The sequence below is a fragment of the Dyadobacter sp. UC 10 genome (assembly GCF_008369915.1).
Lineage (GTDB): Bacteria > Bacteroidota > Bacteroidia > Cytophagales > Spirosomataceae > Dyadobacter.
Genome location: NZ_VSRN01000001.1, coordinates 1,113,235 through 1,129,172, shown reverse-complemented (window position 1 = coordinate 1,129,172; position 15,938 = coordinate 1,113,235). Strand labels below are relative to the sequence as shown.

The following is a 15,938-nucleotide window of genomic DNA, read 5'->3' as shown; positions in this document are numbered from 1 at the left end:
CCAGCCGCAAGCTGACAGCCTGATCAATATGTCGCGTAATTTCAAAATAGGTTTATTCGTAACCCTTGCCATTCTGGCCACCACTTTTTCGTTCTACTTCTGGCAGATCTTTAAAACGCCCAACCTGCAGGTAGACAAGCAGTCGAGCTTTGCACTGCTCATTCCGGAGGGGGCAACATACGAGTCCGTGCTGGACTCCCTGAACAAGCACGATGTGATTAATGACCACATTTCTTTCCGGTTTCTGGCCAAACTTTTGAAATACCCTGAAAAAGTGAAGGCAGGCCGATATGTGATCAAGCCCGGTAGCAGCAATTACACGGTTGTGAAAAAATTGAGCTCGGGAAATCAGGATGCTGTAAAACTTACTTTTAACAATATCAGATTAAAGGAAGACCTGATCAAACGCATTGGCAGCCGGTTTGAGTTTGGCGAAGCTAACTTTCGGAAAGCATTGAATGATCCGGCAGTATGTAACAAATACGGCCTGGATACGCTTACGATCGTTTCTATGTTTTTACCAAATACTTACGAGATTTTCTGGACTACCGGCACAGAAAAATTTCTGGACAGAATGCATAGTGAGTACAAAAAATTCTGGACGGACGAAAAAATCGCAAAGGCAAAGGAAATTGGGCTGACACCCGTGCAGGTTTCCATATTGGCCTCCATAGTCGAAGAAGAACAAGCCAGAAAAGTAGACGAGCGTCCGCGTGTGGCAGGCTTGTATCTGAACCGTTTAAAAGCGGAAATGCCTTTACAGGCGGATCCTACCATCAAATTTGCATTGCAGGATTTCGCGATCAAAAGGATATTAAATGGTCAGCTGATGATTAAATCACCCTACAATACTTACCTCAATACCGGCCTCCCTCCCGGCCCGATCCGGGTTGCTGATTTCAATTCACTGGATGCGGTATTAAACTACGATAAGCACGATTATATTTATATGTGTGCAAAAGCCGATCTATCCGGATATCATGCATTTGCAACTAATTATAACGACCATCTCAAAAACGCCCGGCTTTATCAGGCTGAACTGAACAGGCTCAAAATCCTGAAATAATATGTTTGTTTACGAAGTCAAAGGCATTCGCGTCAGGTACGCCGACACGGATCAGATGGGGTATGTGTATTATGGAAATTATGCCCGCTATTATGAGATAGGCAGGGTGGAAGCATTGCGGAGCCTGGATTTTCATTATAAGGCGATGGAAGATGAAGGGGTAATGATGCCGGTTTATGAAAGTCATTTCCGCTATCTCAAACCTGCCCGTTATGACGATCTGCTGAACATCCGGGTGACAATTCAGGAAATGCCGGGTGTGCGGGTCCGTTTTTTCTATGAAATAAGAAACCAGAATGATATTTTGCTTAACACCGGTGAGACAACTCTGGTTTTTCAACGTCGTGATAACAGCAAATTGTGTACCGCGCCCGAGAAGCTGAGAGCAAAGCTTCTTTCTTATTTTGAATAAAAGTAACTATGGAAAATCTGCTTGAAAAACTGTTGCGAAACCGCCAAATCAAGCGACTTATCAAGTGGTTACAAAAAACCATGCTGGTAAAAGGGACGGTATCTCCTTACGAGATTATCCTCAACCTGGTTCAGAGCAACAGGAAATATGACATTGATCAGCGTGCTTCCGCAGTCGCTTACAGTCTTACATTGGCAGCATTTCCAGCCATTATCTTCCTGTTTACATTAATTCCCTATATCCCGATCGAGAACCTGGACCAGCAGATCATGGAATTGCTGCATGAGAATATGCCGCGGGGAATTTATGAGGATGCGGACCAGACGATCATGGATATTATCAGCAGGCCGCGCGGAGGGGTACTTTCTTTCGGTTTTATTTTCGCAATGATTGCTTCCACGAATGGAATGATGTCATTGATGCGGTCTTTTGATATGGTTTATGAAGACGAAGAAATCCGCGGTTTTCTACTGACGAGAGGTATTGCAATCCTGCTCACTTTACTGCTGATTCTGGTTCTTTTTGTGTCGGTGATCCTACTGATCGTCGGAGATGCAGTGATGAACCTGCTGGCTGACTGGAACATTGTAATGGACAGTCTGCTGCTGGCGCTTCTGAATATTACCCGGTACCTGGTCAGTTTTGGTTCTTTGATGCTCACGATCTCCATCATCTACCGGTTCGCACCCTCTCACGGCCGACATACTGCTTTTTTAAATTTTGGCTCTGTGGTCGCTTCTGTCCTCATTCTTGCTTCCACCTACGGTTTCTCTTTTTACCTTTCACGATTCAGTTCTTATAACAAATTGTACGGTTCGATCGGTACCATGATCGCGTTGATGATCTGGCTGTATCTGCTTGCTTTTGTGATCATCCTTGGATTCGAGATCAATGCAAGTATTGCCGCCGCCCGACGGAGCAAGGGGCATGTTAAACGCTCATCTGCCGTATAATAACTTGCCGCTGCGGTTTTTCGGATAGTTAGTAGTTTTGTACAGGAAAGGCGCATTTCATCAACAACTTCGGCGCCGTTGTGAGCTAAGACAGCCTGTGCGTGTACAATGAAACAATTAGAACTGCCGTTGGTAACGGTTATCCTGACCGTATTTAATCAGGAAAAGTACCTGGAAGAGACTCTGAATTCAGTTTTTAGCCAGACTTACCCTTCTCTGCAACTGATCGTTATCGACAATGCCAGCACCGACGGATCGCTTCACATTATTCATCGGTTTCAGCAATCCGGGCACGTTTTTCAATGGGTCAAAAATCGATGTAATGAGGGGCTGTGCCGTGCATTTAATCAGGGCCTTGCCCTGGCAAAGGGTAAATATGTAATCGATCTTTCAGGTGACGACATGATGCTGCCCGATCGCATTGCAAAACAGATTGAGACCTTCGAGGCGCTGCCTGAGGATTATGCGGTGATATTTTCTAATGCAGTCTACATGGATGAATCCGGGCGCGACCTGAATTATCATTATGCTGTCGACGAATGGGGCAGGTCTGTGACGCAGGTGCCTTCGGGCGATGTGTATAAAAAAGTGCTTGAAAATTACTTCATCTGCACCCCTACGATGATGATGCGCCGCGAAACACTTAATTTGCTTGGTGGCTATGACGAGGAGCTGCTGTTCGAGGACTTTGATTTTTGGGTCAGATCTGCGGTACGCTTCAAGTATCACTATCAGGATGAAATACTGACGAAGAAAAGACTGCATTCCGCCTCACTTTCCAGTCTTGTCTATCAAAAAAACAGCGGCCTGCTCAATTCGTATTATACAGTCTGCAATAAAGCCTATGACCTGAACAGGGACCAGCAGGAATTTGATCTTTTAGCGGCGCGTATCCGTACATTTATCAGGAAATGTTTGTACGCCCACGAATTTGAGCTGGCCATGCAGTTTCGTCGTTTGCTCAATTACATTGAAAATCCAGGGTGGCAAACAGAACTGGTTATATTGCTGTGCAGGCTGCACCTTCCGGTCAATTTTGCTTACAGATTTTATATAAAAAACTTAAAAAAAGCATCTGGTCAGGAAGGATTTAGCTTTTAGCGGTGTTGTTTAACAAAAGTTACAAATTCCTATGCCTGCTGAATTCATTAAAATTTATCCCCAAAATCCCGACGAGAGACGAATACGTCAGGTCGTCGAATGCCTGCGTGGCGGTGGGCTGGTTATTTATCCGACGGACACGATTTATGGGCTGGGCTGCGATATTTACAATACAAGGGCCGTAGAAAAAATCGCCCGTATTAAAGGTATCAAACCCCAGAAAAACGACTTTTCATTTATCTGTTACGACCTGAGTCACATCGCGGACTACGCCAGAGTTGGCAATACCGCCTTTAAGATGATGAAACGTGTGCTGCCAGGACCTTACACCTTTATTCTCGACGCTACCAGCAACGTTCCCAAGCTTTTAAATACCAATAAAAAAACGGTTGGAATCAGGGTACCGGACAACCTGATTCCGAGGCTGATCGTGAAGGATCTTGGCAATCCAATCGTAACCACCTCCATTAAAGATGACGATGAAATCATCGAGTACTCTACTGATCCTGAGTTGATTTATGAAAAATTCATGCACCAGGTTGACATGGTAATTGATGGTGGTTACGGGGGCAATATTCCTTCGACCATTGTGAAAGCAGATGCCGACGACTTTGAAGTGATACGGGAAGGTCTAGGGGATGTCAGTATTTTTTCCTGACCGAAAATTGTAAAGATCCAAGTCAGTATTGAACATTGCTGACCATGGAAAATAATTATTATAAATTTTTTGATAATATCACCAGGCTTTAGCATATTTGATAGTGTCGGAAATATCAGTGAAAAGTGCGCAAAACAGGACGGCGAGAATAGAATTACAGTATTTGCCTTGCCTGGAATACTTTACCTGCATTCTTCAGTACGACCGGATTTTGATTGATGTAGCGGAGAGATACGTGAAGCAGACGTTTAGGAACCGGTGTAGTGTGCTAACTACCAATAAAATTGATGTATTGACGGTTCCCGTAAAAGGATACGACGCAGCAAGCCCCACAAAAGATATTTTGATCGATTACAACCAGGATTGGCTGAGGCGGCATTTGGGTTGTTTGAAATCCGCTTACGGAAAGTCTCCGTTTTACGAATTTTACATATCTGAATTTACCCACACTTACGAAAAAAGACTGAAATTCCTGGCGGATTTGAATTATGAATTATTGACAATTTGTCTTAGATTGGTAGGGGTTAAAAAGGAGATTAGGTACATTTTGTCAGGTGAGTCGGAAGAAGAAAATTGCGTCGATAACGTTATATCGCTCATAAACAATAAAAAAAGCCTGCATTCCTTTTCTTACTACCAGCCAGCGCCTTATTATCAGACTTTCGGGAATGATTTTGTTGGCAATCTTAGCATTATTGATTTACTCTTTAACATGGGGCCGGAAGCAAAAAGTGTTTTGTTAAGATCCTGTAAGTCTCAATAAAGCTATTTGAACAAAGTAAGCTCAAGTAGCGTTAATGTCCTTAAACACTTTTTATTGCTACACAATGGAAGCAAAATTTTCGAATAGAGTGAAAGAAGTAATTTCTATGAGCCGGGAAGAAGCCCTCCGACTTGGCCATGATTACATTGGAGCAGAACACTTACTACTGGGAATGATTCGTGAGGGTGACGGCGTGGCGATTGGATTACTTAAAAAGCTTGGCGTTTCGTTGGACGATGTACGTCAGACGATCGAACAGGCGACCAAGGGAGCCGCAACAAATAATGTGAAGAACCTCCAAAATATACCTTTGACAAGGCAGTCAGAGAAAGTACTTAAAATCACTTATCTCGAAGCCAAGATATTCAAAAGTACATTGATCGGAACCGAGCATTTGTTGTTGTCGATCCTGCGGGATGAAGACAATGTAGGCACACAGATCTTACATAAATTTAATGTTAACTACGAAGTCATTAAGGAAATGTTAGAATATCAATCATCAGGATCCAGACCTCATATGGGGCCGGAGACCGAGGACGGAGACGACGAAGCAAGAGGCGGAATGTTTGGAGGCGGCGGTTCTTCATCCGGAAAAGAATCCAAAGGTGCCGAAAAGTCGCGCACGCCTGTTTTAGATAATTTCGGACGGGATCTGACGAAAATGGCCGAAGTCGGCAAACTTGATCCTATTGTTGGCCGTGAAAAAGAAATCGAGCGCGTAGCGCAGATCCTGAGCCGTCGCAAGAAAAATAACCCAATTCTGATCGGTGAACCAGGTGTAGGTAAAACGGCTATTGCTGAGGGACTTGCATTGCGTATTGTTCAGAAGAAAGTATCACGCGTGCTGTTTGGCAAACGGGTAGTGACGCTAGATCTGGCTTCACTGGTAGCTGGTACCAAATACCGCGGTCAATTCGAAGAAAGAATGAAGGCTGTGATGAATGAGCTTGAAAAGTCTCCTGACGTGATTCTTTTCATTGATGAGCTGCATACGATCGTTGGTGCAGGCGGCGCTTCGGGTTCTCTGGATGCTTCCAATATGTTTAAGCCGGCATTGTCGCGCGGAGAAATCCAGTGTATCGGTGCCACTACTTTGGATGAATATCGTCAGTATATTGAGAAGGATGGCGCTTTGGCACGTCGGTTCCAGATGGTAATGGTCGATGCTACTTCAATTGAAGAGACCATTCAGATCCTTGAGAATATCAAAGATAAATACGAGGATCACCACCACGTCAATTATACACCGGAGTCGATCAGTACTGCTGTGAAGCTATCTGAGAGGTATATTACCGACAGGTTCCTGCCTGATAAAGCGATTGACGTACTGGATGAAGTCGGTGCGAGAGTTCACATCAGCAACATTACTGTTCCGGAGGATATTCTGGTATTGGAAGAGCAGATCGAAAACATCAAGCAAGAGAAAAACCGGGTCGTAAAAAGCCAGAAATATGAAGAAGCAGCGCAGCTAAGAGATCGTGAAAAGAAACTGATCGATCAGCTGGACCGTGCGAAGCTGGCCTGGGAAGAAGAAACCAAGCAAAAGCGCTACACGGTAACTGAGCATAATGTAGCTGAGGTGGTAGCAATGATGACTGGTATTCCAGTGACGAATGTGTCCATGGATGAAGGCAAGAAATTGCTGAATATGGCAGAGGAGCTCAAAAGTAAGGTAATCGGACAAGATCCCCCTATTGAAAAGCTGACCAAAGCGATCCAGCGTACCCGGGTTGGGCTGAAAGATCCTAAAAAACCAATCGGCTCGTTTATTTTCCTTGGACCCACTGGTGTTGGTAAAACGGAGCTTGCCAAAGTATTGTCAACTTATCTGTTTGATAAAGATGATTCCCTGGTACGGATTGATATGAGCGAGTACATGGAGAAATTCAGCGTGTCTCGTTTGGTTGGAGCACCTCCGGGATATGTAGGTTACGAAGAAGGTGGCCAGCTGACTGAAAAAATCAGAAGAAAACCATATAGCGTCGTGCTTCTGGATGAAATCGAAAAGGCGCACCCGGATGTGTTCAATATTCTGTTACAAGTGCTTGACGATGGAATCCTGACTGACGGTTTGGGAAGAAGAGTGGATTTCAGAAATACGATCATTATCATGACTTCTAACATAGGAGCCCGTGATTTGAAAGATTTCGGATCCGGAATCGGTTTCTCGACCAAGGCCAAAACGGAGAACCAGGATGACATCATGAAAGGTACGATCCAAAGTGCGCTTCGTAAGGCATTCTCCCCTGAGTTCCTGAACCGTTTGGACGATGTGATCGTTTTCAACTCGCTGCAACGCGAGGATCTGCACAGAATTATTGATATTTCTCTGGGCAAGTTGTTCAACCGTGTGAAAGGATTGGGTTATGAAATCGAGCTGACTGTTTCTGCAAAAGATTTCCTTTCTGAAAAAGGATATGATCCGCAATATGGCGCTCGTCCTTTGAACCGCGCGATCCAGAAATACCTGGAAGATCCCGTAGCAGAGGAAATCCTGAAAGGTGATTTGCGTGAAGGCGATGTGCTGGTTGCTAATCACGAAGAAAACAGCGAGCAACTGGTGATCACAGTTCGTAAAAAAGAAGAAGAGTTAGCGAACTAGGTAGCTGATCAGAATAATATAGAGACGTTAAAAGGGGCAGGTCGAAAGATCTGCCTTTTTTTGTTGACAATTATTAACAGGACCAATTCAAAGCATTTGCCGGATTTGTGCGTTCACATGATGAATTCATTTATATTTAACCAACAAATAATTAAATAGCAGATGAAGCTTCATTTTACAAAGGCTGCGTTTCTTCTCTTACTCGGGTTACTGTCGACAATCACTAATACAAGCGCCCAAAAGTACGCCAGCGGCCCACAGGTGCTTTCTTTCTTTTCTGATGCTGACGATACCGATCAACCTTACGGGTTATATCTGCCTCCCAATTACGATGAAAACAAGAAGTACCCGCTCATAGTAATGCTTCATGGGGCCGGATCTAACCATAGGCTTGCGCTACGTCGCGTCTTTGGGAAAAGTAATGCAGAAGGCGAAACAGATGTCGAAGCTTCCCGTTATTTTCCGAAGTGGGATGATGTCGACTTTATAGTTGCATCTGTGTACGCAAGGGGTACAGCAGGTTATCAGGGTATTCCGGAAGAGGATGTCTATGATATGCTGGATGATGTAAAGAGACGTTTCAATATCGACGAGAACAGAATATCTCTGACCGGCCTTTCAATGGGTGGCGGAGGCACGCTCTGGATCGGTTTGACCAGGCCTGATATCTGGGCTGCAATTGCGCCTGTCTGTCCTGCACCTCCTGCCGGCACGTTCGAGCTGGCCGCTAATGCGCTCAATTTTCCTGTTCATTTCTTTCACGGCGATGCCGATCCGGTCGTTCCTGTGGACGGTACACGAAAGTGGGTAAGCCATTTACAGGATATTGGTGTGGAAGTGAGCTATAAAGAGTTTGTTGATGTGAAGCATGATAGCTGGGTGAGCGCATATGATAACCAGTTTATTTTCGAATGGTTCAGCCACGCAGAGAGAAATCCCTATCCTGACCGTGTCAGATTCGTGAGCAAGCTTTATAAGTATGATAAATCGTTTTGGGTAAAATTCGATAAGATCGACTATGGTAAATTGGCTGAAATCGATGCGAATCTGGCGAAGCCGAACGCTCTGCAGATCACCACTAAAAATCTGGACGCCTTTACCTTGAATCTGAAAAACCATCCAAAATTCAAGCCGGGTAATGTTTCAGTGGAACTGGACGGAGTTGATCTGTCGGTCAAAGCTGACAGCACATTTTCATTTGTTAAAAATAAAGGTGTCTGGACGTTCGCTCCTAATACCATGACCATTGCGGCAGGTAAAAGAAAAGGTGCAGAAGGGCCGATTTTGGATGCATTCTCGACGCGGCATGTGTATGTTTACGGAACTGCCGACAATCCTTCGCCGGAAGAACTTGCAAAACGGATGGAAATTGCAAATACGGCTGCAAACTGGTCTCAATACCGGGGGGCTTTTTTGGGAAGAATTATGTTTTTTCCTCGCGTGCTGGCTGACAAGGAAGTTCGCCCAAGCGATCTGGAAAATAGCAATTTGATCCTTTTTGGAACGAAAGAAACAAATTCTTATATAGCCAAGGTTGCAGACAAATTACCCCTACACTTGAATCCGGCCGACAAAAGCCACGGTCTGTTTTACGTTTTCCCAATGGATAAACATTATGTTGCGGTTAATTCTGGCCTGCCGTGGTGGATGGGAACGGAGGATCAGGGGTATCCATTTGTGCCTGTCATGCATCGCAAATTGTCAGACTACAAAGATTTTCTTTTATTTAAAGACAGCGCAAAAAACATCGTAGCAGATGGCTACTTCACCGCTGAGTGGAAGGTCCCGGAAGAGGTGAAGACGAAACTTTCCACCTCGGGCGCTGTAAATTTTACCAAATAGAATTATTACTTTTTATAAATAACCGATGAACTACGAAGAGAAGATTTCCCGGAAATCCTTTATGAAAGCCAGTGCGCTGATGCTGGCAACGCCTATGTTGTCCAGATTGAATTGGGAACAAAAGGCAGCTTCAAAAATTGGCTTGCAGTTGTATACGCTCAGAAATGAGTTGTCCAAAGATTTGCTGGGAACGCTTAAAAAGGTTTCAGCAATCGGCTATAAGGAAGTCGAACTTTTCGGCTACAACGACGGCAAATTCTTCGGTAAAACACCAAAAGAATTTAAGAAAATATTGAATGATTTGGGCCTGGATCCGGTGAGCGGGCATTATGGTGCAGGTGTGGAAAACAAAAAGGCGATCGGCAGTCTGAGCAATAACTGGCAGCAGGCGGTTGACGATGCGGCTGAAATAGGGCAGAAATACGCAGTATGTGCATATCTGACTGAGGGAGAACGTAAGACGATCGATCAATATAAAAGCTATGTTGATCTGTTCAATAAGTCGGGCGAGGTGGCTAAGAAGGCAGGTTTACAGTTTGGCTATCACAACCACGATTTTGAATTCAAAAAGATCGATGGTAAGCTTCCTTATGACCTGATCGCTTCGACCGACCCAAACCTGGTGAAACTGGAACTAGACTTATACTGGATCGTAAAGGCAGGTATGGATCCGGTTGATCTGTTCAAGAAATATCCTGGCCGCTTCCCACTTTGGCACGTAAAGGATATGGATAAAACAGATCAATCATTTGCCGAAGTAGGTACAGGTTCAATCGACTTCAAAAAGATATTTGCAGCCCGCAAAACGGCCGGTCTGACGCACTTCTTCGTGGAGCAGGATATAGCCAAAAGGCCACCATTGGAAGCGATAGAGATCAGTTTCCAGAATGTGACGAAAATGAAAGTATAGGAATAAAAAAAGACCCGGCCGCATAGCAGCCGGGTCTTCCAAATTATGCAGATAAAAATTCAGTTTACTAACTGTAATTTAAGCTCATTCAGCCTGCTCTTCAAAGACGCGTCGATCTGACGGTCTTCAATAGTCAATACGTATCCGCCAATAATTGATGGATTGATCTTCTCGGCAAGCTGTACCGTTTTTCCGGTTGCGGACTTAACGATTTCTATAAATTGCTGACGCAGTTCATCTGTTAGCGGGGTAGTTGTCACTACCAATGCTTTCTGGATTCCCTGGTTCAGATTATATGCTTTTATAAACTCATTTGCAATCTCATCCAAAATCGATTCACGGTTCTTCTTAGTGATGATTTTGAAGATTGCGTAGGACACGGGGTTGACGCGGGCTTCGAACAGGGCTTTCAAAATACCTGATTTCTTCTCGTGACGAACGACAGGGCTTTTCAATGCAAGCATCAAACCTCTGTTCTTGTCGGCAGTGTCTTTGAACAAAATCATATCCTGGTAAACCGCTTCAAGCACATTTTGCTCTTTTGCGAGTTCAATCAGGGATTTTGCGTATCTGGCAGCTACAATACTTACTGACATCGGAAATCAAATGTTTAATTAAGACGTGCAGAAGAAGCGAGTTCCGCGATCAATTTTTCCTGAGCTTCTTTATCTTTCAGTTCACGCTGCAATACTTTTTCAGCGATTTCAAGAGACAGGGTCGCTACTTCTTTTCTGATTTTCGAAACTGCAAGCTGCTGTTCGTTACGGATAGCGGCTTGTGCACTTTCGATCATTTTCTGTGCTTCCACAGCCGCTTTGTCTTTTGATTCTGCAATGGTGCGGTCAGCAGCATCCTTGGCTTCACGCAGGATCTGGTCACGAACTGCATTCGCTTCTGCGATGAGTTTTTCGTTGTCAGATTTCAACTGGATCATTTCAGCTCTGGTTTTTTCTGCCAGATCCAATGCACCCTGAATTTCGTTTTCGCGGTCTTTAAGGCCTTTGATGATCGGTTTCCAGGCGAATTTCGCAAGGATGAAAACCACCAGTAAGAATACTACAAGCATCCAGAATATCAGACCTGGGTTTGGAGTAAGCAATGACATATAATGATGAGTTTAAGTGTTAACAGCTCTCTTTTTTCAAAAATCGTGGAAGCCTAATGCTTCCACGAAGAGTTTCATTTTACTTCTCAGCCTAATGCATATGAAGTAAGGACCAAGTCCAATTTCTTTACTACAGGTTGAACGAGATCAACAGACAGATTACTGCTGCGAAAAGCGCCACAGCCTCAATAAGAGCCGCGATGATAAGCATGGCAGTCTGGATAGCACCAGCAGCTTCTGGCTGACGAGCGATACCTTCAACTGCGCTAGCACCGATTTTACCGATACCAAGACCAGCACCGATAGCAGCCAGACCAGCACCGATAGCAGCACCGAAAACAGCCAGACCAACACCACTTTGTTCAGCAGCTTGAAGCAAAATTTGAAGCAACATAATTGTATTTGTTTAAAATATAATTGATAAAAAGAGATTCAGAATCAATGTCCGTGGTCTGCGTCGCTATGTTCTTCAATAGCGCTGCCGATGTACATGGACGATAACAGGGTAAAAATAAATGCCTGGATAAATGCAACCATGATCTCAATAAAATTGAGGAACAGGGCAAAAAGCGAAATGACAGGCGCGATCACGAAGCTTTGGAAAATAAAGATCAGACCGAAAAGGCTTAGAAGAATAATGTGGCCCGCTGTGATGTTGGCGAAAAGCCGCACCATCAGAGAGAAAGGTTTCATGAATACACCAACTATTTCAACCGGGATCATAATAAGCAGCAGCGGAGCTGGTACGCCGGTCGGTTTTACAAGGTGTTTATAGTAGTTGCCGTTTGCATTCAAATGAACGATAATGAATGTCAGAACCGCCAATGTCATGGTTACCGCAATATTTCCTGTCAGGTTGGCTGAACCTGGAAGCAAGCCCATGATATTGTTGACCAATATAAAGAAGAACAATGTCAGCAGGTAAGGCAGGTATTTCTCGTACTTCGGACCAATGCTCGGCTTTACAACTTCGTCCCGGATAAAGAGAATAACTACCTCCATAGCCGATTGAAAACCTTTCGGCGCCTTATTCTTATTGTTTTTATAAAAACCTGCAATGCTGGTAAAAACGAGGATCAATATCACCGCGCTGATCAGCATGGACGCTACATTCTTCGTAATAGAGAAATCGTAGATCTTGCGGGACTTGTCAACGGGAACAACCTGCTCCGAATCACCGTGAACCAGGTGATATCCGTTGTATTCGTGATGGTCGTTGTGGAAATTAGAAGAAGAGAAAACGTCAATACCGCGATCTTCTGAATAGAGGATAACAGGAAGCGGAAGCACTACGCCGTGGGTAAATTCCCATTCATGCGAGTCGGCAATGTGGTGCATGATCATCTCGCCGATCTTGAACTCTTCTTCGTGCTCTTCAAGCTTATGTTCAATTTCATGCTCCTTTTCATTGATGCGCTCAGTCACCTTTTCACCCTCGTGCTGGGTAGGTTCGGCGGCCTTCGCGGGAGCGTTGAAAAGACAGGTAGCAGCTACCAGGGCAATTGTAAAAAAACGTCTGATGTGGATATACATAAAGGCTTGAAATACTATGCTTTGTCAATCGCGGCGCAAGTTACTATACAAACCATATATTTCAAAGCATGTATAAAATAAATAGAGTGCAAAAAAATTGATAACAAATAGGAATGAATCACTTAGCCCCTGATATAAAAATACGGCGATGAAAATCAGGCTCAGAATGAACCTGGCTACGATTGTAGACATGTAAAAAGCAACAAATTTCTCCCTCTCGTTTCTTAATCCCATTTCCATCAGTCGATGCCCTAAAAAAGACAGTCCCGCGAAGAAGATCAGAATGTACCAGATGTGTGGATGGAGGAACGACCCGAGGTGGTAATGCTGAACAAGGAAAAATACAATTCCGAGAACAACAGTCGCTAAAATGGTGCGTAGCATTTGAAAAGTTGGATAGGCAATTTTATGATTTGGAGAAACTTCGGATCAGCATATATAGTGAGCCCGCGATGGAAGCAAGCGACAACGCCAGCGTCCATACAGGCACTTCATTCTGCTGGTAGCGATCCAGCCGATAGCCTCCGTAAGTGAAGATCAGGATCGTGCCGAGCATCTGCGTGGCCAGCCCCGAATATTTCAGGAATTTGGAGGACTGATTTTTCATCAGCGGCTTCCCGTTTTCCTTTCCGTTCCCTGTGCTTCCGGTCTCCATGATGAAGGTTGATAATATTAAGGTAAAATTGCTCCAAATTTCACAAATGCCAGTATCTTCGATACGGTTTTATTTAAAATGCCGTTTTAACTAATGCCAATAACCAGAAGAAAAGGACCATCCCTAACAGCATCTTTGTGATCGACCGTTTTGCCTCTCATATCCGAAAAATCACACCGTACCTTGCGCTTTCCATTTTGCTGACAGCATGTTCGCAGTTTAGCACGAGGCCGGGAGCCGTGAATTTCCATAATATCTCAGCCAGATATAATGCCTATTTCATGGCAGAGCAGGATATGCTGGAAGCTGAATTCGCGATGAAGAAAGCGTATAAGGAAGACTACAATCAGCTGCTTCCTATCCTATTGCCAATGGATTCTATCCTGGCACAAACTGTCAAACCGCAGCTCGACGACGCGATCAAAAAAGCTTCAATAGTCGCTGAAAAGCATCAGAACAGCAAATGGCTGGACAATAGTTATATTGTTCTGGGGAAATCCAGGCTGTATTTGGGCCAGTGGGCCGATGGTCTGGAAGCACTTCGCTACGTATATGCCAATGGTCGCGACGAAAATGATAAGAATGACGCATTGATCCTTCTCATGCGGGCCTATATCACACAAAAGGACTATTCCAATGCGCTGGGAGTAGCAGAACATCTGAGCCAGCAGCCGCTTGATAAATCCTCAGTCCGGGATTTTTATCTTACAAAAGCATATTTACACCAACAAAATGGCGAGTACCTTACTTCGGTTGCTATTTTGGAAGAAACCTTCCCTCTTTTAAAGAAATCCATCGAAACTGCGCGGATACATTTCGCTGCGGCGCAGATGTATGACAGGTTGGGGCAATATGCATTAGCGAACAAACATTACCGGAGCGTCGCAAAAAACAGGCCTTCCTATGATCTGGGCTTTTATTCTTCTATGAACTCGTTGCAAAATGAAGTAGTACTGAATCCGAAGAAAGACCTGAGTGAAGTAGGTTTTGAAAAAATGCTGCGCGACAGAAAAAACGACGACCTGCGCGACAGGATTTATTTTACAATGGGTTTGCTTGCAGAGCACAGAAAGCAAATCCCAGAGGCGGTAGAATTTTTGGAAAAAGCTGCGGTGGCGTCGAAAGGGAACATGCAGCAGAAGGCTTACACCTATCTGCAACTGGCAAGGATTAATTATGAGTCGCTGGAAAATTTTGAGGTTTCCAAGGCATATTATGACAGTGCGCTGGCCATACTTCCGAAAGAAGCACCCGAGTACCGCCTGGTAGCGGAAAGAAAAAGAGCTCTGGATAGTTTTGTAACTGAATATACAATAGTTACTACCGAAGATAGCTTGCAGAAGCTTGCCCGGATGAATCCGGCAGCTTTGGACAACAAAATCGATGCGATACTGGAAGAGCAGGAAAAACGGAGGGCCGAAGAGGAAGAAAATAAGCGAAAGGCAATGATAGCCGCTCAAAATGCTAACAATCAGAATCCGGGGAACCCACTTGCAAATGGAAATGAGCGCAGGTGGGAGTTATATGATCCGGCATTGATCAATCAGGGCAAACTCGATTTCAGAAAAACCTGGGGAAACCGGCCCCTTGAAGATGATTGGCGCAGGAGCAGCAGGCCTTTACAGGCAGCTTCCAACAATCCCGCCGCCGCAGGTACAGATAGTACGGTAGCGGGAGTCTCACCGGCTGACCAGGGATTGAAGAAGGGAACCGCTGAATGGCAGCAAGCGCACGATTTGCTTAAAAAGAATATACCGTTAACCGACGCACAGTTCGCAGAATCTCAGCAAAAGAAGGAGACTGCATTGTATGGTTTAGGTAAAATTTACCGGTTTGACTTAAAAGAACCGCAGCGCGCGATCGCGACTTTTGACCGCATGCTGGCAGAATACCCCAAAACACAGTACAAAGACGAGATATATTACCTTTTGTATCTGAGTTATGAGGAAGACAATCAGAATAAAGCTGCCTGGAAATCAAAACTTTTAACGGAATATCCTAACTCGACATATGCGCGGCTGGTAAGCAAATCTACCGACGTCGCCGGTAATTCGGGAAATCCGATCAAGGAGTATGAGGCGATGTACCAGCTATATTCAAAAGGAGAATATGAAAAGGCACTGGAAGATATCGAGCGGAACCTTCCCGCTTATAAGGGCGGGGCAATGGAAGATAAGTTTGCGCTGCTCCGCGTATTTTTAATTGGGAAGGTGCGCGGTAAAGAAGCTTATGGCCAGGCAATTACCGAATTTATGAGATTATACCCAGCGAGTGAATACCTCCCACGCCTAAAAGAAATGCAGGAGTTCAATTCCCTGTCTGTGGGAAAAAGATAGTT

At 44.5% G+C, this 15,938-nt stretch carries 15 protein-coding genes; 10 read left to right on the top strand and 5 right to left on the bottom strand.

The features are described 5' to 3' along the window. Positions 1–28 precede the first annotated feature (28 nt). The 9 genes from mltG to FXO21_RS04310 all read left to right on the top strand — a co-directional run bounded on the left by mltG (position 29) and on the right by FXO21_RS04310 (position 10,307). A complete protein-coding gene (gene mltG, locus FXO21_RS04350) occupies positions 29–1,066 on the top strand; it encodes an endolytic transglycosylase MltG (RefSeq protein ID WP_149638943.1) in 1,038 nt (345 codons plus the stop codon). A 1-nt stretch (position 1,067) separates the two neighbouring features. Next, positions 1,068–1,478 (top strand): acyl-CoA thioesterase, encoded by a 411-nt coding sequence (locus tag FXO21_RS04345; protein ID WP_149638942.1) that lies wholly within the window; start codon positions 1,068–1,070, stop codon positions 1,476–1,478. An 8-nt stretch (positions 1,479–1,486) separates the two neighbouring features. Next, positions 1,487–2,431 (top strand): YihY/virulence factor BrkB family protein, encoded by a 945-nt coding sequence (locus FXO21_RS04340; RefSeq protein WP_225865565.1) that lies wholly within the window; start codon positions 1,487–1,489, stop codon positions 2,429–2,431. Between the two features lie 108 nt (positions 2,432–2,539). Continuing rightward, positions 2,540–3,532 carry a glycosyltransferase gene (locus FXO21_RS04335; protein WP_149638941.1) on the top strand — a complete coding sequence of 331 codons (993 nt, stop codon included), beginning with the start codon at positions 2,540–2,542 and terminating at the stop codon, positions 3,530–3,532. A gap of 31 nt (positions 3,533–3,563) precedes the next feature. Next, positions 3,564–4,190 (top strand): L-threonylcarbamoyladenylate synthase, encoded by a 627-nt coding sequence (locus tag FXO21_RS04330; protein ID WP_149638940.1) that lies wholly within the window; start codon positions 3,564–3,566, stop codon positions 4,188–4,190. A gap of 103 nt (positions 4,191–4,293) precedes the next feature. Beyond that, positions 4,294–4,953 carry a WbqC family protein gene (locus FXO21_RS04325; RefSeq protein WP_225865564.1) on the top strand — a complete coding sequence of 220 codons (660 nt, stop codon included), beginning with the start codon at positions 4,294–4,296 and terminating at the stop codon, positions 4,951–4,953. 64 nt (positions 4,954–5,017) lie between these two features. Next, complete coding sequence (locus tag FXO21_RS04320) at positions 5,018–7,555, top strand: ATP-dependent Clp protease ATP-binding subunit (RefSeq protein WP_149638938.1); 2,538 nt, start codon at positions 5,018–5,020, stop codon at positions 7,553–7,555. A gap of 162 nt (positions 7,556–7,717) precedes the next feature. Beyond that, complete coding sequence (locus tag FXO21_RS04315; RefSeq protein ID WP_149638937.1) at positions 7,718–9,397, top strand: carboxylesterase family protein; 1,680 nt, start codon at positions 7,718–7,720, stop codon at positions 9,395–9,397. Between the two features lie 25 nt (positions 9,398–9,422). After that, positions 9,423–10,307, top strand: coding sequence for a sugar phosphate isomerase/epimerase family protein (locus FXO21_RS04310; RefSeq protein WP_149638936.1), 885 nt, complete (start codon positions 9,423–9,425; stop codon positions 10,305–10,307). A gap of 59 nt (positions 10,308–10,366) precedes the next feature. Here the strand turns inward: FXO21_RS04310 and atpH are convergent, their stop codons facing one another. The 5 genes from atpH to FXO21_RS04280 form a co-directional block, all read right to left on the bottom strand. Beyond that, positions 10,367–10,903: an ATP synthase F1 subunit delta gene (gene atpH, locus FXO21_RS04305; RefSeq protein ID WP_149638935.1), complete on the bottom strand. Its 537-nt coding sequence runs from the start codon at positions 10,901–10,903 to the stop codon at positions 10,367–10,369. 14 nt (positions 10,904–10,917) lie between these two features. Continuing rightward, positions 10,918–11,412, bottom strand: coding sequence for a F0F1 ATP synthase subunit B (atpF, locus tag FXO21_RS04300; RefSeq protein WP_225865563.1), 495 nt, complete (start codon positions 11,410–11,412; stop codon positions 10,918–10,920). Between the two features lie 130 nt (positions 11,413–11,542). Further along, the gene (gene atpE, locus FXO21_RS04295; protein WP_149638934.1) at positions 11,543–11,806 is read right to left on the bottom strand and encodes an ATP synthase F0 subunit C; all 264 of its coding nucleotides are present in this window, start codon (positions 11,804–11,806) and stop codon (positions 11,543–11,545) included. 44 nt (positions 11,807–11,850) lie between these two features. Next, positions 11,851–12,945 (bottom strand): F0F1 ATP synthase subunit A, encoded by a 1,095-nt coding sequence (gene atpB / locus FXO21_RS04290; RefSeq protein ID WP_149638933.1) that lies wholly within the window; start codon positions 12,943–12,945, stop codon positions 11,851–11,853. 406 nt (positions 12,946–13,351) lie between these two features. Next, on the bottom strand, positions 13,352–13,600 hold the full coding sequence (locus FXO21_RS04280; protein ID WP_225865562.1) for an AtpZ/AtpI family protein: 249 nt from the start codon (positions 13,598–13,600) through the stop codon (positions 13,352–13,354). Between the two features lie 137 nt (positions 13,601–13,737). Between FXO21_RS04280 and porW the strand changes: the two genes are divergently transcribed. Beyond that, a complete protein-coding gene (porW, locus tag FXO21_RS04275) occupies positions 13,738–15,936 on the top strand; it encodes a type IX secretion system periplasmic lipoprotein PorW/SprE (protein WP_149638931.1) in 2,199 nt (732 codons plus the stop codon). Positions 15,937–15,938: the final 2 nt, after the last annotated feature.